Source organism: Vibrio sp. J383, assembly GCF_023503985.1.
GTDB classification, from domain to species: Bacteria; Pseudomonadota; Gammaproteobacteria; order Enterobacterales; family Vibrionaceae; genus Vibrio; species Vibrio splendidus.
This window is the reverse complement of record NZ_CP097293.1, coordinates 1,266,567-1,289,676: the sequence shown is the minus strand read 5'-3', so window position 1 is coordinate 1,289,676 and position 23,110 is coordinate 1,266,567. Positions and strand designations below refer to the sequence as shown.

Annotated in this window: 19 protein-coding genes and 7 tRNA genes; 15 read left to right on the top strand and 11 right to left on the bottom strand. The window is 44.9% G+C overall.

Annotated features, from left to right (window positions below; all coding sequences use genetic code 11):
- The first annotated feature begins 329 nt into the window (after window positions 1–329).
- From M4S28_RS05825 to M4S28_RS05790, 8 genes are all read left to right on the top strand, one after another.
- A tRNA-Tyr gene (locus M4S28_RS05825) sits at window positions 330–414 on the top strand.
- Between the two features lie 102 nt (window positions 415–516).
- Window positions 517–601 (top strand) — tRNA-Tyr (locus M4S28_RS05820).
- 103 nt (window positions 602–704) lie between these two features.
- Window positions 705–789, top strand: a tRNA-Tyr gene (locus M4S28_RS05815).
- 102 nt (window positions 790–891) lie between these two features.
- Window positions 892–976, top strand: a tRNA-Tyr gene (locus M4S28_RS05810).
- Window positions 977–1,078: 102 nt separating this feature from the next.
- A tRNA-Tyr gene (locus M4S28_RS05805) sits at window positions 1,079–1,163 on the top strand.
- Between the two features lie 102 nt (window positions 1,164–1,265).
- Window positions 1,266–1,350: transfer RNA gene (locus M4S28_RS05800), tRNA-Tyr, on the top strand.
- A gap of 102 nt (window positions 1,351–1,452) precedes the next feature.
- Window positions 1,453–1,537, top strand: a tRNA-Tyr gene (locus M4S28_RS05795).
- A gap of 292 nt (window positions 1,538–1,829) precedes the next feature.
- The gene (locus tag M4S28_RS05790) at window positions 1,830–3,071 is read left to right on the top strand and encodes a hypothetical protein (RefSeq protein ID WP_249632456.1); all 1,242 of its coding nucleotides are present in this window, start codon (window positions 1,830–1,832) and stop codon (window positions 3,069–3,071) included.
- A gap of 91 nt (window positions 3,072–3,162) precedes the next feature.
- On the opposite strand, the gene M4S28_RS05785 is transcribed toward M4S28_RS05790, so the two are convergent.
- On the bottom strand, window positions 3,163–4,071 hold the full coding sequence (locus M4S28_RS05785; RefSeq protein ID WP_249632455.1) for a Tim44 domain-containing protein: 909 nt from the start codon (window positions 4,069–4,071) through the stop codon (window positions 3,163–3,165).
- Window positions 4,072–4,267: 196 nt separating this feature from the next.
- Here M4S28_RS05785 and M4S28_RS05780 point away from each other — a divergent pair, with 196 nt between their 5' ends.
- The 3 genes from M4S28_RS05780 to M4S28_RS05770 all read left to right on the top strand — a co-directional run bounded on the left by M4S28_RS05780 (window position 4,268) and on the right by M4S28_RS05770 (window position 7,817).
- Window positions 4,268–4,858, top strand: a complete 591-nt coding sequence (locus M4S28_RS05780; protein WP_102466158.1) for a TetR/AcrR family transcriptional regulator — start codon at window positions 4,268–4,270, stop codon at window positions 4,856–4,858.
- A 17-nt stretch (window positions 4,859–4,875) separates the two neighbouring features.
- Window positions 4,876–6,750: an MFS transporter gene (locus tag M4S28_RS05775; RefSeq protein ID WP_249632454.1), complete on the top strand. Its 1,875-nt coding sequence runs from the start codon at window positions 4,876–4,878 to the stop codon at window positions 6,748–6,750.
- 146 nt (window positions 6,751–6,896) lie between these two features.
- The gene (locus M4S28_RS05770; RefSeq protein WP_004736106.1) at window positions 6,897–7,817 is read left to right on the top strand and encodes a YeiH family protein; all 921 of its coding nucleotides are present in this window, start codon (window positions 6,897–6,899) and stop codon (window positions 7,815–7,817) included.
- Window positions 7,818–7,950: 133 nt separating this feature from the next.
- On the opposite strand, the gene M4S28_RS05765 is transcribed toward M4S28_RS05770, so the two are convergent.
- The 7 genes from M4S28_RS05765 to M4S28_RS05735 form a co-directional block, all read right to left on the bottom strand.
- Window positions 7,951–8,118 carry a hypothetical protein gene (locus tag M4S28_RS05765; protein WP_004736103.1) on the bottom strand — a complete coding sequence of 56 codons (168 nt, stop codon included), beginning with the start codon at window positions 8,116–8,118 and terminating at the stop codon, window positions 7,951–7,953.
- 181 nt (window positions 8,119–8,299) lie between these two features.
- The gene (gene menE / locus M4S28_RS05760; RefSeq protein WP_249632453.1) at window positions 8,300–9,733 is read right to left on the bottom strand and encodes an o-succinylbenzoate--CoA ligase; all 1,434 of its coding nucleotides are present in this window, start codon (window positions 9,731–9,733) and stop codon (window positions 8,300–8,302) included.
- 52 nt (window positions 9,734–9,785) lie between these two features.
- Window positions 9,786–10,793: an o-succinylbenzoate synthase gene (gene menC / locus M4S28_RS05755; RefSeq protein ID WP_249632452.1), complete on the bottom strand. Its 1,008-nt coding sequence runs from the start codon at window positions 10,791–10,793 to the stop codon at window positions 9,786–9,788.
- Window positions 10,794–10,868: 75 nt separating this feature from the next.
- Window positions 10,869–11,735 (bottom strand): 1,4-dihydroxy-2-naphthoyl-CoA synthase, encoded by an 867-nt coding sequence (menB, locus tag M4S28_RS05750; protein ID WP_029222208.1) that lies wholly within the window; start codon window positions 11,733–11,735, stop codon window positions 10,869–10,871.
- Between the two features lie 102 nt (window positions 11,736–11,837).
- Window positions 11,838–12,638: a 2-succinyl-6-hydroxy-2,4-cyclohexadiene-1-carboxylate synthase gene (menH, locus tag M4S28_RS05745; protein WP_017095601.1), complete on the bottom strand. Its 801-nt coding sequence runs from the start codon at window positions 12,636–12,638 to the stop codon at window positions 11,838–11,840.
- Between the two features lie 9 nt (window positions 12,639–12,647).
- On the bottom strand, window positions 12,648–14,372 hold the full coding sequence (gene menD / locus M4S28_RS05740; RefSeq protein ID WP_249632705.1) for a 2-succinyl-5-enolpyruvyl-6-hydroxy-3-cyclohexene-1-carboxylic-acid synthase: 1,725 nt from the start codon (window positions 14,370–14,372) through the stop codon (window positions 12,648–12,650).
- A complete protein-coding gene (locus M4S28_RS05735; RefSeq protein ID WP_004736095.1) occupies window positions 14,369–15,676 on the bottom strand; it encodes an isochorismate synthase in 1,308 nt (435 codons plus the stop codon). The genes menD and M4S28_RS05735 overlap by 4 nt, the downstream gene beginning before the upstream one ends.
- A gap of 296 nt (window positions 15,677–15,972) precedes the next feature.
- Here M4S28_RS05735 and M4S28_RS05730 point away from each other — a divergent pair, with 296 nt between their 5' ends.
- From M4S28_RS05730 to M4S28_RS05720, 3 genes are all read left to right on the top strand, one after another.
- Window positions 15,973–17,205 (top strand): pyridoxal phosphate-dependent aminotransferase, encoded by a 1,233-nt coding sequence (locus tag M4S28_RS05730; RefSeq protein ID WP_004736094.1) that lies wholly within the window; start codon window positions 15,973–15,975, stop codon window positions 17,203–17,205.
- A gap of 169 nt (window positions 17,206–17,374) precedes the next feature.
- Window positions 17,375–17,959 carry a 5'-deoxynucleotidase gene (gene yfbR, locus M4S28_RS05725; protein ID WP_017060613.1) on the top strand — a complete coding sequence of 195 codons (585 nt, stop codon included), beginning with the start codon at window positions 17,375–17,377 and terminating at the stop codon, window positions 17,957–17,959.
- Between the two features lie 54 nt (window positions 17,960–18,013).
- Complete coding sequence (locus tag M4S28_RS05720; RefSeq protein ID WP_249632451.1) at window positions 18,014–19,357, top strand: anti-phage deoxyguanosine triphosphatase; 1,344 nt, start codon at window positions 18,014–18,016, stop codon at window positions 19,355–19,357.
- A 26-nt stretch (window positions 19,358–19,383) separates the two neighbouring features.
- Here M4S28_RS05720 and M4S28_RS05715 read toward each other — a convergent pair whose 3' ends face one another.
- On the bottom strand, window positions 19,384–19,983 hold the full coding sequence (locus M4S28_RS05715; protein WP_032554831.1) for a tRNA-uridine aminocarboxypropyltransferase: 600 nt from the start codon (window positions 19,981–19,983) through the stop codon (window positions 19,384–19,386).
- Window positions 19,984–19,992: 9 nt separating this feature from the next.
- Here M4S28_RS05715 and rrtA point away from each other — a divergent pair, with 9 nt between their 5' ends.
- Window positions 19,993–20,541: a rhombosortase gene (rrtA, locus tag M4S28_RS05710; protein WP_065682117.1), complete on the top strand. Its 549-nt coding sequence runs from the start codon at window positions 19,993–19,995 to the stop codon at window positions 20,539–20,541.
- On the opposite strand, the gene M4S28_RS05705 is transcribed toward rrtA, so the two are convergent.
- Both M4S28_RS05705 and ppiD read right to left on the bottom strand, forming a co-directional pair.
- On the bottom strand, window positions 20,532–20,831 hold the full coding sequence (locus M4S28_RS05705) for a ComEA family DNA-binding protein (RefSeq protein ID WP_102446061.1): 300 nt from the start codon (window positions 20,829–20,831) through the stop codon (window positions 20,532–20,534). The genes rrtA and M4S28_RS05705 overlap by 10 nt on opposite strands.
- A gap of 261 nt (window positions 20,832–21,092) precedes the next feature.
- The gene (gene ppiD / locus M4S28_RS05700; RefSeq protein ID WP_249632450.1) at window positions 21,093–22,958 is read right to left on the bottom strand and encodes a peptidylprolyl isomerase; all 1,866 of its coding nucleotides are present in this window, start codon (window positions 22,956–22,958) and stop codon (window positions 21,093–21,095) included.
- Window positions 22,959–23,110: the final 152 nt, after the last annotated feature.

The following is a 23,110-nucleotide window of genomic DNA, read 5'->3' as shown; positions in this document are numbered from 1 at the left end:
CTGATGAATGCTGTAACGTCAAGAAGTGTAAATCTAGATTAAATTCCATTTACGTTTCTTGGCGAGTTGCACAAACCAAATACAATGTAGAAAGCGAGTTACCTCAACGTGTTACCTATCACTACGTAAACCTTAGTACAGATGTTCACTTCCCGAGCAATATGCGTACTTTTCGCCATCTTTGCCCAAAAAGGCAGCATTCAACACAAAACCATAAGAAAAACTCTTTACAGGTTTAACGTGTTTGCTATGATGCGCTCCGCACTTGAGAGATGCGTTGGGAAAAACATCTCTTTAGCCTATCCATTATGAGTTAGGAAAAACACCCTGGAGGGGTTCCCGAGTGGCCAAAGGGAGCAGACTGTAAATCTGCCGGCTCCGCCTTCGATGGTTCGAATCCGTCTCCCTCCACCATATTCTTCTTACCTCTTTCGAGAGTTAAGAGAACAACCTGATTGATGGGCTTATGGGAAAACATCAATTTAGGCTTACTTTGTGAAAAGTAAGACACACCCTGGAGGGGTTCCCGAGTGGCCAAAGGGAGCAGACTGTAAATCTGCCGGCACTGCCTTCGATGGTTCGAATCCGTCTCCCTCCACCATATTCTTCTTACCTCTTTTAAGAGTATAAGAGAACAACCTGATTGATGGGCTTATGGGAAAACATCAATTTAGGCTTACTTTGTGAAAAGTAAGACACACCCTGGAGGGGTTCCCGAGTGGCCAAAGGGAGCAGACTGTAAATCTGCCGGCACTGCCTTCGATGGTTCGAATCCGTCTCCCTCCACCATATTCTTCTTACCTCTTTCGAGAGTTAAGAGAACAACCTGATTGATGGGCTTATGGGAAAACATCAATTTAGGCTTACTTTGTGAAGAGTAAGACACACCCTGGAGGGGTTCCCGAGTGGCCAAAGGGAGCAGACTGTAAATCTGCCGGCACTGCCTTCGATGGTTCGAATCCGTCTCCCTCCACCATATTCTTCTTACCTCTTTTGAGAGTTAAGAGAACAACCTAGTTGATGGGCTTATGGGAAAACATCAATTTAGGCTTACTTTGTGAAAAGTAAGACACACCCTGGAGGGGTTCCCGAGTGGCCAAAGGGAGCAGACTGTAAATCTGCCGGCACTGCCTTCGATGGTTCGAATCCGTCTCCCTCCACCATATTCTTCTTACCTCTTTTAAGAGTTAAGAGAACAACCTGATTGATGGGCTTATGGGAAAATATCAATTTAGGCTTACTTTGTGAAGAGTAAGACACACCCTGGAGGGGTTCCCGAGTGGCCAAAGGGAGCAGACTGTAAATCTGCCGGCACTGCCTTCGATGGTTCGAATCCGTCTCCCTCCACCATATTCTTCTTACCTCTTTCGAGAGTTAAGAGAACAACCTGATTGATGGGCTTATGGGAAAACATCAATTTAGGCTTACTTTGTGAAGAGTAAGACACACCCTGGAGGGGTTCCCGAGTGGCCAAAGGGAGCAGACTGTAAATCTGCCGGCACTGCCTTCGATGGTTCGAATCCGTCTCCCTCCACCATATTCTCCTTAATTGGAAAATCGAAAAGCCAACTCATTGAGTTGGCTTTTTTCGTTTCTGAACCTTCCTGTAAGCCCTTCTAGCCCAGTACAATCGTAAACTCTATTCAAACTATGTAGACCTACAGAACTTGATGCATTCAATACTTCTTAGATTTCATAACTAAATAATCACACCTCTTGTTAATCCATTGAGATATATCAATATTTTATAAAACAATAAGCATAAGGTTTTCCTGAGAATACTCATTAAAACGCACAATGTCGTTTAGGCTAAGCAAGGAAAATAAATCATGAATAACAACTATTGGATGATGAGTCTGTGTCTTATTGGATTAACAGCGTGTGGCGGCGGAGGGTCCAGTTCTCCTTCGACTCCCGCGTCATCAGATATTTCTACCAATCAATATCTGCCAGCGCAGCATGGCGCTGTTTGGCAATATAGTGATGACAATACAGGGCAAAGCTATCAAGTCACCAGTTCTCCAGTAACCATTGATGCTAATGGTATTGAGACATTTTCACTGAATTGGGTCCACAGTGGATTTACCCAATCTTTCGAATACAAAGATGATCAGCTGAATCTAAAAGGTCTCACCTTCAATCAAGTTTGGGTTAATGGTGTTCACTACAAAGCGCACTTTGATATTTCAAACACTCCATTTACCCTTCTACCGGCTTACGCTGAATTAGGAGGACGCTTGGACACAAGCTATACCTCTGCCGTAACCACCATTACACCAGATATAGGCCCCGCATATACAAATGTCCTACCGATATGGAAAAATCATGGTATTGAAACCATAGTAACTCAACACGGTTACTATGAGGCCGTGCACATCGAGTTCACCCTAGCGTTTGATGTGACGGTCGATACGCCTGCCTATGGGACGATCAACCTAGATCAAGTATCACTAATGCAAGAACTTTGGTTTTCACCGGGGATTGGTATTGTCAAAATCAAAGACACTAGCTCTTCAATTACCTACCCAGCTGAACTCTCACTCGACAGCTTCAATCGCTATCGAGACCAAGATGATGAAATCGCATCACTGCCAGTTGCCATTGAAATTGATGAAAAGAGCCCTTGGAAAAATCTACATAAAGCCTTTGGTATTGAGGCATTTTATGGAACTTGGACAGAAACCACAAACCAATGCTCACCCGCATCAACAGATAATGCACGATACCAACTCGCGCTATCGCAGGACAGTTACACAATAACAAAGGTGACTTACCAAGATGGGGACTGCGGTATTAACGGAACGAACGTATTCAAAACTGAATCCGTAAAATCAGGTGACTATACGTTTATCAATAACGATCAACCTTCAGACACCCTTTCGCTCAAACTTAGCGTTCAGTCTGAAAGTTTACGTGAACAGCGCCCTGATAGTCCTTGGAGTAATTACTATGATGGAACAAGCGGTGTCGAAGAGAGCATCAGCCTCAAAAAGACTGGCGATAACCAGCTAAAGTTTGAGATCTATGATTGGGGAAGCATGCACACTCATACACTGAACTACGCGCCATAGCTCACTCTCAGTACTAATTGCTTTCTGAATATAAAAAAGAGCCCTCACCGATTTGGCGAGGGCTCTTCGTTTAATCACAAAACTGGACTAATTAGCCTTGAATACCAACAATTAGCCAAGGTGCATTGTCAGTTGTTAGGTCACGCTCTAAGTGCCAGATATCTGTGATATCTTCTTCAACGCCATCTGCAGTGTCACGGTAGCGACCGCTAAACTGTAGGCTTAACTGCGCTTTGCTGCCGTCATGGTCTGCACGAACGATTTCAGCATCAACGTACATTACGTCTGTGTGCTGATCACCGTCTAGCTTGTCACGTTCAGATTTTAGGTCTTCAAATAGGCTTGGAGACACATACTCTTCAATCGTATTTAGCTCGTTGTGGTTCCATGCACCTTGCAGTGTACGGTAGTGCTCACGAGAGCCATTGATGAAAGCCGCTTGATCAAAGCCCGGTGGGTAGTTATGCGGAACATCGCTTTGTGAACCAAAACCGAAGCCACCAGCCGCACCTTGAGATTGAGGTTGTGCTTGCTCGAAGTTATGAACATTTGGCTTTTGCTCAGGTTGTTCAAACTTGTTTTGCCCCATGCCGCCGAATGCTGGCTGCTGGCCACGTCCATTCTGCTGATTCATGGAGCCCTGCTTCGCCCCCAACATCCCGCGTAGGAATTTGAACGCAAGGAAAGCAATCAGACCCATAATCAGAATATCCATGAACTGGATACCTTCAAATGCGCCACCAAAGAATGCAGCTAAAAGACCACCAGCAAGTAAACCACCTAGCAGACCGCCCATAAGGCCTTTCTTGCTAGAGTTAGCTGCTGTGTTCTTACCCGTTTGATCTTGACGGATCGAATTCGTGTTTTGTTGTTTTGGTGCTGGAGCCGTTTTAAAGCTTTTGCCAAATGACTTACCACCACCAAACTTTTTCGCTTCCGCGATTGGCGTCACCGCGACTGTTACCAACAGGATCGCGACTAGTGAGAAAAATCGTTTCATTATTATCCTTTATAGGTTTTTTATCTTTCGACACCTTAATCATACTCGTTAACAAAGAACAATGAAATATTCACGGCGTTTACACATGTATCATAATATTGCGGCTATTAATTGATTACTAAACTAGCGAAGGGATTGACGGCACTCTGGGGCAGCATTAAAATATTGAACGATGTTCATTTAATAGAAAGTACCCATGGCAAGACGAAACGATCATACTCGCGAACAATTAGTGCAATTAACCTTAAAAACGGTGACCGACTTCTTAGAAGAGCACTCTTATCACGAGTTAAGTCTACGCAAAATCGCCAATATGATTGGTTACGTTCCAAGTACCTTGGTGAATGTGTTTGGCAACTACAACCTATTGCTATTACATGTTGTTGCTCAAACATTAGATGAACTGGCGTCAGAATCTGCTGCAGTCGTTGAACAATCAAGCAACCCTCAACAAGCTCTATTCAACCTTGCATACTGCTACCACGATTTTGCACAAAAACACCCTCACCGTTGGCAGCTTATCTTTGAGCACAACATGAACGGTGAAAACCTTCCTGAATGGCAATCGAACCGTATAGATAGAATGACAGGTATGTTAGAGCAACTATTAATAGCGATTGCGCCTGAACATACTGAAAGCGAAGTCGTTAAAGCCAGTCGCGTATTATGGTCTGGAGTACATGGAATTACTCTACTTAGCGTTGATGATAAATTTTTCGCCTCTGAGCCTATCGATGGTAAAGAGTTGATCAATAACCTAGTCTCAAACTACTTAACCAACTGGTAATCATCCAAGGAAAGACAATGAACAACAGCAGCCAATCTTCGCTGTTAACGCAAAAAAGGTTCCTACCCTACTTTATTACCCAATTTCTGGGAGCCTTTAATGACAACATATTCAAAAATGTCCTGTTACTATTTGTTGCTTTCGCAAGCGTAGACACGCTACCTATTTCCAGCAATTTATTCATTAATTTGGCCGCTGGCCTTTTTATTCTACCCTTCTTCCTATTTTCTGCTTTAGCTGGTGTACTGGCTGACAAATACGAAAAATCGTGGTTTATCCGTAAAGTTAAGCTTCTTGAAGTGGTGATTATGTCACTAGGTGCGATCGGATTTATCTACGAAAGCTACGAAATATTACTGTTACTTCTGTTTTTGATGGGGACACAAAGTGCCTTCTTTGGCCCCGTTAAGTACGCCCTACTCCCGCAACAGTTAGAAACCAAAGAGCTTGTGTCCGGAAATGCTTTGGTTGAAACAGGCACATTCTTAGCCATTCTAATTGGTACTCTAGGTGCTGGTATTATTGCGTCAGAAGAAAACGCAAAACTCATTGCTGCTGTGTGTATTGTTTCTTTCGCCGTACTCGGGTATGTATCAAGTTGCTTTATCCCACAAGCGCCAAGTAACGCACCAGATCTGAAAGTAAAGTGGCAGCCAGTAAAGCTAACCCGCGCAACACTCGCTATTGCCAAAAAAGACCGCCCAACCTTTCAAGCACTGATGTCGATCAGCTGGTTCTGGTTCCTCGGTGCAGCTTACCTCACTCAGTTTCCCAACTTCACCAAAGTTTACCTAAACGGTACTGAAAGCGCTGTCGCGTTTTTGTTGGCACTGTTCTCGGTAGGCATTGCGATTGGCTCGTTGGCTTGCGATAAGTTATCTAATCACCGCATTGAAATCGGCATCGTGCCAATGGGCAGCCTGGGTATTTCGATCTTCGGCCTGTTGATGGCGATATCCATTCCAGAGTCTTTGCCTGACTTTAACTCTTTCCATCAGTTTGTGACGTATTCCGAACTATGGCCGCTGTTTGCTTATCTTCTACTACTGGGGATCTCTGGTGGTATTTTTATTGTTCCGCTTTACTCTCTAATGCAGCTACGGGCAAAGCCAAATGAACGAGCTCAAGTAATCGCCGGGCTCAATATCTACAACTCGCTATTCATGGTCGGGAGCGCTGTTTTAGGTATTGTTTGCCTTAGTATTCTGGAGCTTTCAATTCCACAGCTATTTGTACTGCTCGCGATAGGAAACACTTTGGTTATGCTGTATCTGTTTTATCAGGTGCCTATTTACGCTTTCCGTTTCTTTACGTGGGTGGTCACTCACACCATGTACCGAGTTAAACATAAAAATTTACATCACCTGCCAGAAAAAGGCGGCGCATTGATTATCTGCAACCATGTGAGTTATATGGATGCATTATTGCTGAGCGCCGTTTGCCCTCGCTTGATCCGCTTTGTGATGGAAGAAGATTACACCAAGTTGCCGCCTATTCGACGTTTTTTGAAAAGAGCTGAGGTTATTCCAATCTCCGCAACCAACCGTAGCTCTATTCGAAATGCTTTTAAAGAAGTAGAACGCGCCCTGCATGAAGGCCACATCGTGTGTATTTTTCCAGAAGGAAAGCTAACCTCTGATGGTGAAGTCGCAGAGTTCATGCGTGGAATGGAGCTGATTATCAAACGATCTCCTGTGTCAGTCATTCCAATGGCTCTCAAAGGGCTATGGGGCAGCTACTTCAGTCGTTATAAAGGCAGTGCCTGCAAAGGGTTACCAACCCGCTTCTGGACCAAGTTAGAAATAGAAGCTGGCAAGCCAATTCTCGCTAAAGATGCCTCGTGCAAAACTCTTAGGCAGTCAGTCTCAGACCTTCGTGGAACACTACGCTAGCTAACCAGCCCTTTATTCATATCAGCTGAACAAGCGTTAAGTTTACCTTAACGTTTGTTCAATTCATTTAGACTTACTTATCATTTTATTGAACGTATAGTGGTCTCATTACAATAACGCGACAATACAACAAGACTCTAAATACAATGAATCTAAAAAAGTCTGCTCCATTTTATCTTGCTGCACTGTTTTGCTTAACACCTTGGGTAAGCTCACCGACGGCCCTCGTTATTGGCTTCCTGCTTGCTAGTTTAGGTTTAGTCCCTGAGCATCTAGAAGTAGGCAAACTCACAAAGAAGTTATTGGCCTACTCGATTGTCGGCTTAGGCTTTGGCATTCAGTTTGAAAAAGCATTGGCGGTAACAGGCGACGGTATTGGTTTAATTGTCACGACCATCATTGGTACGTTAGTCATTGGTTGGTTCTTAGCCAAACGAATGGGGTTGGATCGCACCACGGGTTACCTAATCTCTTCAGGTACCGCTATTTGTGGTGGTAGCGCGATAGCAGCTGTGGCACCTGCGATTAAAGCAGACGATGAACAGATTGGCTTGGCGTTAGCTACGGTATTTGTGTTGAACTCGGTAGCTCTATTCTTATTCCCGATGATTGGCCACGCGCTTGAGTTAAGCCAACAAACATTTGGTACTTGGGCCGCCATTGCAATTCACGATACATCTTCTGTGGTAGGTGCAGCTTCGGCTTATGGTGAAGAAGCACTGACGACAGCGACAACATTGAAGCTCGCTCGTGCACTTTGGATCATCCCAATCGCTTTAGTTAGCGCGATGATCTTCAAGAACGATCAAAAGAAGATTACGATTCCTTACTTCATTTTCTTCTACTGCGCCGCCATTGCTATCAGTGACTTGCTGCCACAATTTGAGATGGTCTACCAAGGGATCTTTGATGTGTCCAAACGCGCGTTGGTTGTGTGTCTGTTCTTAATTGGCTGTGGTATTTCTGTAGAGAAGTTAAAAGCAGCAGGGCCGAAGCCATTGATGTTTGGTATTACGATGTGGACGATGATTTCGACGGGCTCTTTGGCGTGGTTAACTCTTGCTTAGTTCGCAAAGAAACGCTTTAACTGGTTGTTCGGTTACCTAGACACTCAGATTAGCGAGCCACAAAACAAAAAGGCAAAGCTCAAATGGGCTTTGCCTTTATCGTTTGTGGTAAAGATATTCTTTGTTGCAACAATCACAAATCAAACAGGGGCTTATCACTCTTCTTGCTCTCTCTTTTCATTAAAACAAGTACCACAACCAACACAAATGCGGTGAGTTCAGCCAACGAGCGAGTCAACCCTGACGAAGTGACCGCTTGGCCTATCTGCAGTAAAACCGCAATGATGAGGGCAATTTTCATAATAAGACCTTATTCTATAATCCGTTATTTATAGGACTTATTATGATGGATGGTTATAAAGATAATAAATTCTGTTTTGAACTATCTAATTGCTAAATTAACTAACCGCCTGCCAACTTAGTCACCTAACAACTGAATCACCTAACAACTTCGCAAATAACGTCGAGGTAAGCGCTTACCTTTAACTCCTATGCTGAGACAACCAAGAGGCCAATCCAGCGCGTGAGACCTTAATACCCTGCTGTTCTTGCTCAGGCATTCGATAATACTCAACAGGAAATTTGAACCGCTCAAGACGTCCATTCAATTGCTCAGCAAACCACTCTTTGGTTGGCAAATCAGCACAATCCACAATAGCGACAGGTCGAAACCCGAACTCATCGTCTTCAATAGGAACAATAAACGCCTGATTAACCTCAGACAACTGATTGAGTGCTCGCTCAATCTCTTCGCAATGAATGTTCTCACCACCAGAAATAAACTGATTGTCGGCGCGACCAATAATCGACACTTGTTCACCAACCCACTCACCAAGATCTTTGCTATCGAACCAGCCGTTCTTATCAACTAATGGCGTTAATTTACCTTGGTGGTAATAACCGGAAGCGAGCGTATCGCCGCCAATAAAGATACGTTGTTCTTCAATTTTCAGCTGGCGATGGTTAAGGACAAAACCTGCAGTATTACTAGAATCAACGGGCTTCGCAGTCACTGTTGAAGCCGCTTCTGTCATGCCGTAGCCAAGCCATGTTTCGATACCCATTTGTTGAGCTTCAAGCCCAAGAGCTTCTGGAATATGGCTACCACCCAAAAGTACATGCGTTAAAGTAAGTGCTTGCTTACTCTTTAGTAATCGATGTAGCTGAGTAGCGACTAATGAAGCGTGACTGCATTCTTCTATATCGGTTTCAAGCTGGCCTGTGCCTATTTTGATGCAACCACCTGACGCCAACCAACGATGGACAACCGCCAATCCTGACACATGGTACATAGGTAAACTCAGTAACCAAGTGTCACCTTGTTGATAACGAAACACCTCAAGCAACCCGACCGCCGAGCATAAATGCTGCTCAAGCGTGTGAGCCACTGCTTTGGGATTTCCGGTAGAGCCAGAAGTGAATACGATGCTCGCTAGATTTTGCGGATTGAAGTTGGAGTCTTGAGATGTCGTTATCCGATTATCATCACCATCGACCTTCACTTCATTTAAGCAAGACAAGGTCACCAACTGAGTATTTAAATCGACAGTCTCTGATTGCTCTATCCCGCTACTGTCCAAAAGCCAAAGGTAGCTTTGTTGACCCGCTTGATATAAGGAATCGAGCTTTTGCTTCAGGCGTAAGCTAGGTTGAGGCATGGTGAAAGCGCAAATAGCACCCAAATTAAGTGCGGCAAGATAAGCAGGAATCACTTCAGCTTGATTCTTACCAACAATCGTCAGTACATCACCTTCAGATAGCCCTTGATGAGATAGCTGTTGTTGGTACTCACTCACTAGCACAGACACTTGCTGCCAAGTATAAGTGTGGTGAGTAGTCACTAACGCTGGTTGATGTGGGTTTTGCTGCGCCCACTGTACCCAAAGCGGGCGATGATTAGATTGTGGGCGCATCATAAGATAACCAAATTATAGATTGAAAATGATCTAAGCCAATCGAACGATCAGCTTAAGAAGACCAAATCAATCGTTGCTGTTCAAGAGTAGAAACCGGAAGCTGACAACCTGGCCAAGAGACTTCGAGTTGTTGTTGATACAAACCAATAGTATCAAGCCCTGGCACTTCATTAGGTAAGTATTGTTGTGCCAATCGAGCAATCTGAGTTAAGCCAAGGCTCGACTCTATGCTTGAGCTTAATACAGGCTTAATGCCAAGTTGCTGTGCTCGCTCAATGATTGCCACACAACGCTCGACAGAACCAATAAGAGTTGGCTTGATCACGACAGCTTTAACACCAGTAAGGTCGCTAAGATCAAACTCTGGGCTTCGCACCGCTTCTTGCAATGTTTCGTCCCATGCAATCGCTACGCCATGGTCAATGGCAAATGCCAAGCTGTCTTCTGGTTTTTGGCAAGGCTCTTCAATAAAGCTAATACGTTGACGCAGTGACGGCGCAATGTACTTGATAAACTGCTTAGCCTTTTCCGGCTTCCATGCACGGTTAGCATCAAGTCTTAAGGTTAAATCAGGGATCGACTCAAGGAATAAGCTGACAAGCATGCCATCACGAATCGCTTCGTAGAGACCGACTTTCACTTTCGCGACCTTCTCGCCTTTCATCTCATTCAGCACAGGGATCAATTCATCTGGGTCGCCTGTACACAACGGCGCAGCTTGGTAGTTACCTTCAGCGTTGAGTTCGCCTCGTAATTCCATCATCGCCATTGAAAAGCCGAAGGCAACAGAAGGATATAGCTCATCAAAAGGCGTTTGAGGGTTATTGTGGCTCCAAAGCTCTAATTCGTGTTGAAGCTGAATGCCAGCTTGTTCGGCATCTTCTTGGCTAAAACCTGGCAAAGGTGCGACTTCGCCAAAGCCAGTTTTACCATCACACTCTAGTTGGATGATATAGCCAACGCGTTCGTTCAACTTATTGTCACGAAGAATCACTCCACTATCCATAGGCAATTGATAACGGTAGAGTTTAGCGTGACGCTGAGAATTCACTGAGTTCATAAAGTTTCCTAAAAAACGGGGAACATCAAAACAAAACGAGCCGCTATTAGCGACTCATTTTAAAGAAGAGAAAGACTATGGGTTACGCGGAAATTTGTCGAAATCAGGTCGACGCTTCTCGTTAAATGCGTTTCGGCCTTCTTGGCCTTCTTCTGTCATGTAGAACATCATGGTTGCGTTACCCGCCAACTCTTGAAGACCGGCTTGGCCATCACAGTCTGCGTTTAGTGCAGCTTTCAAGCAACGCAGCGCCATTGGGCTATGTTGAAGCACTTCACGACACCAACGAACGGTTTCTTTTTCTAGGTCAGCAACAGGCACCACGGTGTTTACCAGGCCCATGTCCAATGCTTCTTGAGCATCGTAGAAACGACACAAGAACCAGATTTCACGTGCTTTCTTCTGACCAACGATACGAGCCATATAAGAAGCACCCCAACCGCCATCGAATGAACCGACTTTAGGACCCGTCTGACCGAACTGAGCGTTTTCAGCTGCGATAGTAAGGTCTGCCATCATGTGAAGTACATGACCGCCGCCGACTGCCCAACCCGATACCGCTGCGATTACTGGTTTTGGACAAGTACGAATTTGACGTTGGAAATCAAGTACGTTCAAGTGGTGTGTACCTGAATCATCTTGGTAGCCGCCGTAGTCACCACGAATACTTTGGTCACCACCAGAACAGAACGCCTTCTCACCAAGACCCGTCAAAATGATTACGCCAACCTTCTCGTCATAACGAGCATCAGCCAGTGCATTGATCATCTCTTTTACGGTTTGTGGACGGAACGCATTGTGGACTTGAGGACGCGCAATCGTGATTTTCGCAATACCGTCGTCAGACTTGTGGTACTGAATATCTTCAAATTGACTGCTTTCATCGCTCCAGTTAACTGCCGCGTAAAGTTCTTCTTCTGTGATGCCTACTGTTTTAGCCATGGTGATTCCCATTGTTCTATTAGAGACCACGACTAACAAGTAGTCGTGACGGTGTTGCTCTGCTTTTGATAGTGCTTGAGACTAGAGATCCGCTCAGTCAGATTAGCGACGACTGGCGATACATTGGATTATCAAGTTTGAAAACAACTCTGGTTGCTCAAAATGAACATTATGACCTGCGTAATCAACCTGACTATATTCAAAGCCACTATTCTCAGCTAGCTCCATGAATTTACGATCTTTTTCTCCACACACATAATGCAATAAATGCTCATGAGATTTCAATGTGGCACGTAAATCCGGTTGCTTAGCTAACGAAGTAGATAACAACATATTTGCTACGGATACTCCAAGGTTACCACTACGCTTTATGACCAAAGTTTGTCTTTGCTCATGATTTAGTGAAGAAAAGACGCTTTGTTGATACCAATCGTCTAAAACATCTTCAATCGACTGCTGCGCAAAGCGAACAGCCCACTGCGTATCATGTACTAACCTCTGTGCTCTTTCTTCATCACATTCCAAGCCAAAGTTGCCACCTTCAATGATGACTTTCTCTAAGTTGAGCGTCTCAAAGCAAGGGCTTGTCACTCCATACATGGCGAGCCTTCCCCCCATAGAGTAGCCAATCACCACGATAGGATAATCAGCAGGAAGATCGTTTAGCGCCAATTGAGCAGTGATGCACTGGACAATTTTCTTGCAGCAATGATCAAACCCTACCGGATCGATAAAGCGACTTTGTCCGTGTCCGGGTAAATCGATGCAAAGGAGAGGAAAATTCTCGAGGAATGGATGACATGCACTCCAATCATCCCCGCTTCCGAGTAAACCATGTAAAAAAACAAGCAAAGGTTTGTCGGAAGGTTCTTGTACAGCTGGGTAATAATTGGAGTAAAGCATGTAAAGTCCTTAGGCTAATGCCTCGGTGAGCATTGAACTGAATTGTTTCAGTAAAGTAGACGCTTGTTCGGGAGGCGTCTTAACTTCAACGAGCAAGGTACCCTGACCCTGTTCGAAATGTTGTTCGATAATGTTTTGATAGCAATTCAAGGTTTCTGGCGCCGCGTAACCAAGTTGGAACTGCGCAGCAACGTGTTCAAAACTGAAACCATGAGGCATTTGATAGAGTGACTGTTTTTGCTGCTCTGGTACCGGCAACAAGTCAAAGATCGCACCACCGTCATTGTTGGTCACAACAATAACCATCGGCGTTAAATTATGAGTCAGCAGAGCCAGTGAATTGAGGTCGTACAACAAAGAGGTATCACCAATCAACATCAACAAAGGATTCTGGTTGGCTTTCACCACGCCCGCAGCCGTCGCCACCAAGCCATCAATGCCCGATGCACCACGGTTACTGTAAACTTGATTCGCAGATATTGATGACAGCATATCCACCAGCCTTACCATCAAGCTATTTCCCACAAATAGCTCTCTGCCTTTAAGTCTAGACGACAAGTCAACGGCAACACTGAGTTCCGTCAATTGGTCATTATTGGATATTTGCGCGAGGGCGAGTTGCTGAACAGTATTTGCGACCTCGATTAAAGGAGCCGCCCAACCTGCATGCTGGCCTAACAAGGTGGGTAAATGCTGCTCTGACACCCATGACTCGATAGCAGCAACGATATGGGTTTGAGGCAGGTGATCTTGGTTGATTCGGTGCGTATCTGGTGACACAACAATATATTGTGATGAGCAGAATGATGATGCTTGCGACTTTATCCAATGATTAAGGCGCTTAGAAACAATGCGCTCACCGAACTGAAGGATAAAATCACATTGGTTAAGTTGTTCTTTCGCTACATCACTCTGCATCCACAGATCATAATGTTTCCAATTACTTGTGACACCTGATTGAGGATCGCAAAAAACTGGCCAGCCTAATGCAGTAGCAAACTGCTGAGCTTTTGTCGCTTGTTCAATATCTAGCGAACCGAGAATAACCACACCCTTACGTCCAAGATACTCACCTGGAGCAATAGGTTGTGTGTTCACTTGATTAGGTAAAAACGTTTGGCTGTAACAACCTGTTCCCGATTTCCACACAGCGACACTGGATGTGTATTCCGTATACATTTCCGCGCTATTCGCAGAATATAGAGGTTCTGGGAACGGACAGTTGATATGAATCGCACCACCAACATTGCGTTGTTTCACCAAGGCGTGATCAACCGATGTCAGTAACCAATTCAGAGAAACTTGTGTACTAGGGCTTGGTAAGTTTAAAGCACTTTCAACATGGGAAGAAAAGATACCCTGTTGCTGAATCGCTTGATTGGCACCACAGTCGACCAAGTCGATGGGTCTATCAGAGGTCAGCAAGATCAGCTTCTCGCGTGTCAGCCCAGATTCAGCCGTCGCAGGAAGAAGGTTAGCGACAGCAGTACCAGAGGTAACAATCACGGCAACTGGCTTATCACTGGCTTTAGCTAAACCTAAAGCTAAGAATCCAAGACCACGCTCATCAAAGTGCGTGTGTAAGGTTAACTTGGGATTAGCTTCAGCTTCGAGAGTTAACGGCGTTGAGCGAGAGCCGGGTGCAACACAAACATGTTCAACACCGTTGCGTGCTAGCTCTTCAAGTAATGTGTGACTCCAAACTCTATTTAATACGGCTTGGTCGTGATTCATGACGCCACACCCAACGGCGGGTGATCCGAAATCAAGCTGAGTAAGGTCGACATCTTCTTGTTCAATTCTTGCCATTCATGCTCAGCAACCGATCCCGGCACGATCCCCGCACCAGCAAACAACTGTACTTGATCGTTTACAACTAGCGCACTTCGAATCGCGACACAAAACTCCGCTCTCTGATGACTGATATAGCCAACAGAACCTGCATACCAGCCTCGCGCAAACGGTTCGTGTTCAAGAATGAAATCCATCGCCTCTTTACGCGGTAAACCCGCCACCGCAGCAGTCGGCTGCAATGCAGCAAGCAACTGCACACCGTTAACGCCATTATTAAGCTGAGCGTGGATATTACGCTTAAGATGCTGCACCTTACGCAAGCGCACAAGACGCGTATCCTTTTCAACATGAACTGTTTGAGAATGAGGAGTGAGGCGCTCAATGATGTCGTCAACCACATACTGGTTCTCATTGAGGTTTTTACTGTCTTGAGAAAGCCAGTTCGCTAACTCCATATCTTCTGTCGCGTTTTCTCCGCGACCAATGGTTCCCGCTAGAGCTTCAGTATCAAGCTCTGTCCCATATCGGCTGTACAAACGCTCTGGCGTTGAGCCAATAAAGCTGTGTTTAGAATCCAATACCAACATAAAGTGAAAGCTGTGATGGTTTTGCAGGTAGCTGGCCTTGAGTAATTGAGCCGCGCAGATTGGCGCATCGAGCTGCAGTGTGGTTTTACGCGCTAAAACCACTTTCTTGTACTCTTCGTCACTAATGCCCTGAAGCACTTTATCGACCAAATTACCCCACTGTTCTCGTTCTGGAACGTGGTTAATCTGTTCAATGTGAGCCGACAAAGGTGCCAATATCGCCGCTTCTACAGAAAGCTTATTCAAAGCATTAATGGAGGCAACGCGATCAGGAGACAAGTTAACCGCTAGCGACCAAGTGTCGTCAAAGCGGATTAATTCAACCTGAGGAAGGAAGAAAAACGATTCCATGCAACGACGGTTCTTTGCGGTATGTCCATCAAATGAACGTCCACCCCAGATTCGTTGGTCTTCACCAAGAATTGCGTACGCGGGAGCAGGATCAGAAAAAGTGTGCAGTTGACCGAGCGCGACGACCTCTTCACGAGTGTCACGTGACTGCCAGTAGAACTTTGGAAAGAGCGGTTGAGCATGAAGCCATTCTATAAATGCAAACGATGGTTTTTGCGTTAGAACTTCAACACAACGAACTTCACTTGCTTGGGCATTTTGTACTCGCTCAATCAAAGCGGAGATAGTTTGCTGGAAATGTGACAAATCGACCTCGTTCACATCTAAATTATTATTATATTAGTTTGATACTTTATGGGCAGCACCCACTTAGATCAAGAATCTACTATATCTTTTGAACATTCCTGTGATTTTAAGCGATCCAGCCTCTTTATTCATCTTAGACAACAACAAAGAAAGCGATTAATTAAAATTTAGAAAAGAGTGACAACAAAAAGACCAAACGTGACACTGAAATGCGACATTCATCAGATTTTTATTCTATCAAACCCCATTTTGCGGTACTTTAATAAAGTATTTAAATTAATTTCAGGAAATCGGCAATGCAAAATATCGGGATGTCGTCAAAACTCAACAGCGTATGCTACGAAATCAGGGGACCTGTACTCAAACATGCTAAGCGCATGGAAGAAGAAGGGCATAAAATACTGAAGCTTAATATTGGTAACCCCGCCCCATTTGGTTTTGACGCCCCTGATGAAATCCTTGTTGATGTAATTCGTAACCTACCGACATCTCAAGGTTACTGTGACTCAAAAGGCATCTATTCAGCCCGCAAAGCGGTTGTTCAGCACTACCAGAAAAAAGGCCTACGTAACCTTGATGTAGAAGACGTTTACATTGGTAACGGCGCATCAGAGCTTATCGTTATGTCTATGCAGGCGCTACTGGATAATGGTGATGAAATCTTAGTTCCCGCTCCGGACTACCCACTATGGACAGCGTCTGTTGCGCTTTCTGGTGGTACACCGGTTCACTACATGTGTGATGAAGATGCTGATTGGTATCCAGATCTAGACGACATGCGTGCGAAGATCTCACCAAAGACTCGCGGCATCGTTCTTATCAACCCGAACAACCCAACGGGCGCGGTATACAGCCGTGATTTCCTATTACAAGTTGTTGAGATTGCTCGTGAGCACGGTTTGATCATCTTCGCTGATGAAATCTACGACAAAGTACTTTACGACGGTGCCGTACATACTTCAGTCGCAACGCTTGCTGAAGACGTACTAATGGTCACATTCAATGGTCTATCTAAGGCTTACCGCGTGTGTGGTTTCCGTGGTGGCTGGATGTTCTTAACGGGTCCGAAGCACATAGCGAAAGGCTACGTTGAAGGGCTAGAAATGCTGGCCTCGATGCGTTTGTGTGCCAACGTACCAATGCAGCACGCCATCCAAACAGCACTGGGTGGTTATCAGAGTATCAACGAACTGATTCTTCCTGGTGGTCGACTGCTTGAGCAACGTGACCGTGCATGGGAACTGATCAACAAGATCCCTGGCGTTTCTTGTGTGAAACCAAAAGGCGCGATGTACCTGTTCCCTAAGATCGACACCAACATGTACAACATCAAAGACGATCAGAAATTCGTGCTCGACTTCCTTAAGCAAGAGAAGGTGCTATTGGTTCAAGGTACTGGCTTCAACTGGCCAAAACCGGATCACTTCCGCATCGTGACTCTGCCACATATCGAAGACCTAGAAATCGCGATTGGTCGTCTAGAGCGCTTCTTACAGACCTACAGCCAAGACGACCTCATCGAAGGTTAATTAACACAAAGAAAGATGACTACAATTTGCTGTTTTAAAAGACTTTAACTTGTAATCAATCACTTCTATGCTTAAAGGGCTCCTGTTTGGGAGCCTTTTTTGTATCCGCTGTCTCGTATCACGGTGTTAAGCACCAATACGAGTGGAGCACCGTTTAGAAAGGACGATCATGAAACAGAGCCATTTCTTTGCCCATCTTGCCCGTATGAAGCTTATCCAACGCTGGCCCCTCATGCGCTCAGTCTCAAGTGAGAACATTTCAGAACATAGCCTGCAAGTTGCTTTCGTCGCACACGCCTTGGCATTGATTAAAAATAAGAAGTTTGATGGCCAGCTCAACCCCGAGCACATTGCGCTGCTTGGTATGTATCACGATACCAGTGAAGTGCTAACAGGTGATTTACCGACGCCAGTTAAATATTACAACCCAGACATCGCACAAGAGTATAAGAAGATAGAAGCGGCAGCAGAGCAAAGACTGCTTTCAATGCTGCCAGAAGAATTCCGAGACGACTTCGCCCCGTTTTTGATATCTGGAACAGCAAGTAAAGAAGAGCAAAGCATCGTTAAACAAGCCGACACCATCTGTGCTTATTTGAAATGCTTGGAGGAGCTCAGTGCGGGCAATCATGAATACGAGCAAGCCAAACGCCGACTGGAAGAAACACTCGAACAGCGTAAAAGCCCAGAAATGGACTACTTTCTCACCACATTTGCGCCAAGCTTTGAATTATCACTAGACGAGATAAGCTAGCTGGGTATAACTTGAGTGTAATTAGCTAAATAAATCAGATTGATAGGTGCTATTTTGACTTCTCCACTCGAACCACCATTTGAACTCGAACAAGAATGGCAACATCGAAATGACGATGAACATAAAATAAGGCGTGATGACCATCGTAGCCCGTATCAACGCGATCGTGCGCGTGTGCTTCACTCTGCGGCTTTTCGTCGCCTCCAAGCAAAAACTCAAGTTCATGGCACCACGGTAAACGATTTCCACCGAACTCGCCTTACCCATTCGCTAGAAGCCGCACAACTTGGTACTGGCATTGTAGCTCAACTCAAGAAAAAGCAGCCCGAGTTTCGAGATCTTCTCCCCTCAGATAGCTTGATTGATTCACTGTGTTTAGCTCACGACATTGGCCACCCGCCTTATGGGCATGGTGGTGAAGTCGCACTCAACTACATGATGCGCGACCACGGTGGCTTTGAAGGCAACGCCCAAACGTTTCGCATTGTCACCCAGCTAGAACCTTACACCGAACATCACGGGATGAATCTATCTCGACGCACTCTGTTGGGGCTGATTAAATACCCTTCACTTCTTAGCGAAGTTCAAGCTAAATTACAGTCTGAGCCTGTTAAGCACCAACGACAACTCCGAGCCAAAGATTGGATGCCAGCAAAAGGCATCTACGATCATGATAAAGAACTTTTTAACTGGGTACTGGAGCCGCTTTCAAGCAGCGACCAACAGCTTCTAAAACAGAAAAGAAAAACGCATACCGAGCCACTTGAGCACAATAAGACCAAATATAAGTCACTTGATTGTTCAATCATGGAGTTGGCTGATGACATCGCGTATGGCGTACATGATTTAGAAGATGCCATTGTGCTTGGCTCTGTGACCAAAGCTCAATGGGTAGATTCAGCTTACCCTCAACTTAAAGAAATGGCCGATCCTTGGATTTGTGAACACCTAGATTCAATTACAGAGATGCTTTTCTCTGGTGAGCAGTATCGTCGAAAAGATGCGATTGGTGGGATCGTTAACGCTCTGTTGACCAGTATTTCGATTGAACGAGTGGATGCTAGCTTTGAGAATGTGCTGTTGGCTTACAATGCGGTGCTTGAACCGAGCATGGATGGCACACTCGATAAACTGAAGCACTTTGTCAGCGAGTTCGTGATTCAAGTGCCTCAAGTTCAAGTCATCGAATACAAAGGCCAACAGATCATCATGGATATGTTTGAAGCATTCAGCGCAGATCCTGAACGCTTGCTGCCACTGCCCATCAAAAAGCAATGGCTACAGCATCAAGATGAATCAATAAAAATGCGCGTGATTGCGGATTACATCTCATCAATGACCGATGATCTTGCGCAGAAAATGCATCAGCAATTGTTCTCAGCTCATACCGAGTTTTAATTCCTGACTCGTACCAGTGAATCGGCTTAATCTAAGTAGTTTTTCTCAAACACACCCGGCGGCATTTGATTGATTTGAAACTGAATCATTTGGTCAAATGCCGTTAGCAAAGGGCTAAAGTCGCCATCACTCTCTAGCAAGCTAAGCAAATGATAGCCGGCTTCGACGGTAGAAAGGCTGTTTTCACTGGGCGCTTTACGGATTCGATAATTACCCTTGAGGTCTTTCGGTAAATGAACCGTGCTCAGCGCATGCAAGTTACTCGACACCTGCCACATCTTGAACGCCTTCTTCCACGTCCCATCCAATAAAATCACACGCAGCTTCTTATTAGGGCATGTCACAGATTCAACTGAAACAGAGTTTTCGCTTGGGTATAAAATCACATGTTGGTAATGTTCATTGGCCAGCAATGCGTTCAATTGTTCGTTGTCTGAAAAATCTTCACCGACAAGCGTCACGCTGTTATTTAGAGATAACGAGAGGATGCGCGCAGTTCCCATCGGGCGATGCTCTTCTGATGGGTGCTGAAGAATGATAAGCTCAACATTCGATTCGAGTGGTGTAACCCACTGACAAATACAAGCTTTCAAAGCCTTGCTGCATTGGGGGCAATAACGAGACATGGATTTAATGTGTACCCTGTTTTAATTTTCACTTCACTTTTATGCGTCTTATTCCAATTTGAGCCAATACAAGCTTGGGTCGTATGGGATAGCAATGCGATTGCCGAGGGGCAATGGTGGCGGATCCTAACAGGAAACTTTTCACATACCAACTACTCGCACCTTCTGATGAATCTAGCAGGCTTATGGATCATCAGCTATCTGTTTCAACCGAGTAAAAAACAGCTTGTTCTTGCTCTGCTTGTGATTAGTTTAGTGACTGGAATCGCTCTGTTGTTTTCGAGTATTCAGATCTATGTTGGCCTATCTGGCACTTTGCATGGGTTGTTTGGCTTATTCGCGCTCAGTGAGGCTTTAAACGGTAGGAGATCAAGTTGGCTGTTAGTATTGGGATTAATCGCTAAAATCGCTTGGGAGCAGCTTATTGGCCCTTCTAGCACGACTGGTGAACTGATTAATGCTCGTGTCGCGATTGAAGCCCACCTAGCAGGTGCATTGGCCGGAGGCTTCATATCTATCGCTTCATTTCTAACAAGTAGAAAAACGGATCAAAGTTGAATTCTTTCGCGGTTCTTTTCAACCGTCGCTTCACCTATCCCTTTCACACTCACCAAATCATCAGCAATCGTAAACGCACCGTTTTGATCTCTGTAATCGACGATCTCTTGGGCTTTCTTGTCCCCAACACCAACTAATAGCGCTGAGAGTTCTTCTGCCGTCGCAGTATTGATGTTTACCGTAATCTCGATGCCATCGTAAAGCTCAGCTTTAGATGGGCTATCAGAAAACGCTGGGGAGCTCAGGGCCATCAGAAATGAAAGAAGTAGTGTTGAATATATCGTGCGCATAAACCGTTCCTTTGAACAAAAAACGTAACTTATGCATTTACCGCACTAGATAACACAATCACCAGACAAAAATAAAGCGGGTCACCTAAGTGACCCGCTTCGTTATACATCTTGTTTTCATCAGCTTGTTTGTTGGCTCGCAATTCTTATTTATCGAATAAACCTAATTTGCAAAACAACAACCATCACATGTTGATTCTCGGTAGTCAGCCACCAAACAGGCTTAACTACCGAGCTAATCTAACTCAAGCTAACCTGAGCTTACTGACCTTGACCCACTACATAGTATTCAACGTCTGCATTTTTACGCAGTACGTTTAGTACATTAGTAAGGTCTTGCTGATTACCAACTCGTTCCAACTGTGCACCAATTTGAGTGCTGTAAGCTGGGTTGATTTCAGCCGTTACTTTAGAAAGCTCAACAACAACGATATTACCGTCTTGGTCTTTAGATTGACCGAACACAGCTTGACCTGCTTCTGGTTTCGCTAGAGCGAATACAGACGCCGCTAGTGGCGAGTTACGGTCAATCGTTTCAAGTTCAGTGAACTCAAGGTTGTTATCTGCAAGTACTGCTTCGTTACCTTGCTTAAGCTCGTTCACTAGAGAAACACCTAGCTCAACTGCTTGTTGCTCAGCTTGTACAGCAGACAATGCAGCGACAACTTGATCTTTCACTTCAGCTAGAGGAAGAACTGTCTCGTCGCGAGTCTCTTCTACACGAACAACAATCACGTGCTCAGGTGCAACTTCGATAACTTCAGAGTTCAGACCGTCTTCTTTCACTTCAGGGCTCAAGATAGCTTGCATAACTGCAGGCGTCATCAGAACTTCCGGAGCGTCAACTTGAGAGATGAAATCTGTTGTCGTGATCTTCGCATTGATAGCTTCAGCAGAGTCATCCAAAGAATCTGGGAATTCAAACGCTACTTTCTCTAGCTCAGTTTGCTGTTCGTAGAACTGGTCTACAGCATGCTGGTCTAGTAGTTCTTGCTTAATCTCAGCCGCGACTTCTGTATAAGGCTGAGCTTGAGACGCTTTTACTTCGTCTAGCTTGATGATGTGGTAGCCAAAATCAGATTTAACTAGGCCAGTAGTATCGCCAATATTCTCAAGAGCGAAAGCCGCGTCTTCGAATGCTGGGTCCATAACATCGCGTTCAATCCAACCTAAGTCACCGCCAACATCTGCACTACCGAAGTCGTCAGATTTCTCTTCCGCTAGCGTAGCAAAATCAGCGCCTGCATTTAGCTCGTCTAGGATTGACTGAGCTTTCGCTTCGTCGTCGCCTTGAACTAGGATGTGGCTAACTTTACGTTGCTCTTCAGTTGAGTACTTGTCTAGGTGCTCTTGGTAGTATTTCTGTGCTTCTTCATCGCTTACTTCAAGCTGAGACTTAAGTGCTTCAGCTGAAAGCTCGATGTAAGACACCTTAGCTTGCTCTGGACGAGTGTAAGCTTGAGGGTTCTCAGAATAGTACTGTTCGATTTGCTCGTCAGTTAGTTCGATGCCTTTCGCTAGATCAGCAACAGACAAGGTCACTGTACGAATGTCACGAGTTTGAGCAATAAGCTTGCTCTGAGTATCGATTTCACCTTGAAGAACAAATTCACTGCCTTGAAGCGCAGTCACAAGCTGGTTACGCATTAGGTCACGACGCATGTATTCAGCGAAGCTTTCTGCGCTGAAACCTGCACGACGCAGTGCTGATTGGTAAACTTCTTGATCAAATTGACCAGCAGTTTGGAACTGAGGCATTTCTAGAATCATTGTACGGATTTGAGAATCACTGATTCGTAAGCCTAGTGACTCAGCTTGCTGCTCAAGTAGAACATCGTTGATCATGCGATCAAGTACTGATTTACGGAAAGACTCTACGTATGCAGAGTCTGCAAGCATTTGAGCGAAGTAATCGCCAAGTTGAGACTGCATACGATTACGTTCGTTTTGGTAAGCTTGTTCGAACTCACCACGAGCAATTTCTGTGTTGCCAACTTTAGCTGCTGCGTTGTTACCGCCACCGGTGATGTAGCTGCCTACACCTGCGAATACGAATGACAGGATAATCAACCCAAGGATAATTTTTACCGCGATGCTATTCACGCCTTCGCGTAATCGATCCATCATAATTTAAGTGCTCTCCGGATATGAAGCATTGGCTTCAAAATAAAAATCTATTCACGCGATATTATCAGAAAAAGAAATGCGCATCAGTAGGATGCGCATAATTTAAATAAGTTCAATGTGCTTTGCACACATACTGTCTAAGAATGAAACAT

Bases quoted from the DNA above. Each gene is read 5' to 3' on its own strand.
- M4S28_RS05770 (WP_004736106.1), top strand. From the start codon at position 6,897: ATGAATCTAAAAAAGTCTGCTCCATTTTATCTTGCTGCACTGTTTTGC.
- M4S28_RS05730 (WP_004736094.1), top strand. From the start codon at position 15,973: ATGCAAAATATCGGGATGTCGTCAAAACTCAACAGCGTATGCTACGAA.
- menC (WP_249632452.1), bottom strand. From the start codon at position 10,793: ATGAACTCAGTGAATTCTCAGCGTCACGCTAAACTCTACCGTTATCAA.
- M4S28_RS05775 (WP_249632454.1), top strand. From the start codon at position 4,876: ATGAACAACAGCAGCCAATCTTCGCTGTTAACGCAAAAAAGGTTCCTA.
- menH (WP_017095601.1), bottom strand. From the start codon at position 12,638: ATGCTTTACTCCAATTATTACCCAGCTGTACAAGAACCTTCCGACAAA.
- M4S28_RS05765 (WP_004736103.1), bottom strand. From the start codon at position 8,118: ATGAAAATTGCCCTCATCATTGCGGTTTTACTGCAGATAGGCCAAGCG.
- menE (WP_249632453.1), bottom strand. From the start codon at position 9,733: ATGATGCGCCCACAATCTAATCATCGCCCGCTTTGGGTACAGTGGGCG.
- M4S28_RS05785 (WP_249632455.1), bottom strand. From the start codon at position 4,071: ATGAAACGATTTTTCTCACTAGTCGCGATCCTGTTGGTAACAGTCGCG.
- ppiD (WP_249632450.1), bottom strand. From the start codon at position 22,958: ATGATGGATCGATTACGCGAAGGCGTGAATAGCATCGCGGTAAAAATT.
- M4S28_RS05790 (WP_249632456.1), top strand. From the start codon at position 1,830: ATGAATAACAACTATTGGATGATGAGTCTGTGTCTTATTGGATTAACA.
- M4S28_RS05780 (WP_102466158.1), top strand. From the start codon at position 4,268: ATGGCAAGACGAAACGATCATACTCGCGAACAATTAGTGCAATTAACC.
- menB (WP_029222208.1), bottom strand. From the start codon at position 11,735: ATGGCTAAAACAGTAGGCATCACAGAAGAAGAACTTTACGCGGCAGTT.
- yfbR (WP_017060613.1), top strand. From the start codon at position 17,375: ATGAAACAGAGCCATTTCTTTGCCCATCTTGCCCGTATGAAGCTTATC.
- menD (WP_249632705.1), bottom strand. From the start codon at position 14,372: ATGAATCACGACCAAGCCGTATTAAATAGAGTTTGGAGTCACACATTA.
- M4S28_RS05705 (WP_102446061.1), bottom strand. From the start codon at position 20,831: ATGCGCACGATATATTCAACACTACTTCTTTCATTTCTGATGGCCCTG.
- M4S28_RS05715 (WP_032554831.1), bottom strand. From the start codon at position 19,983: ATGTCTCGTTATTGCCCCCAATGCAGCAAGGCTTTGAAAGCTTGTATT.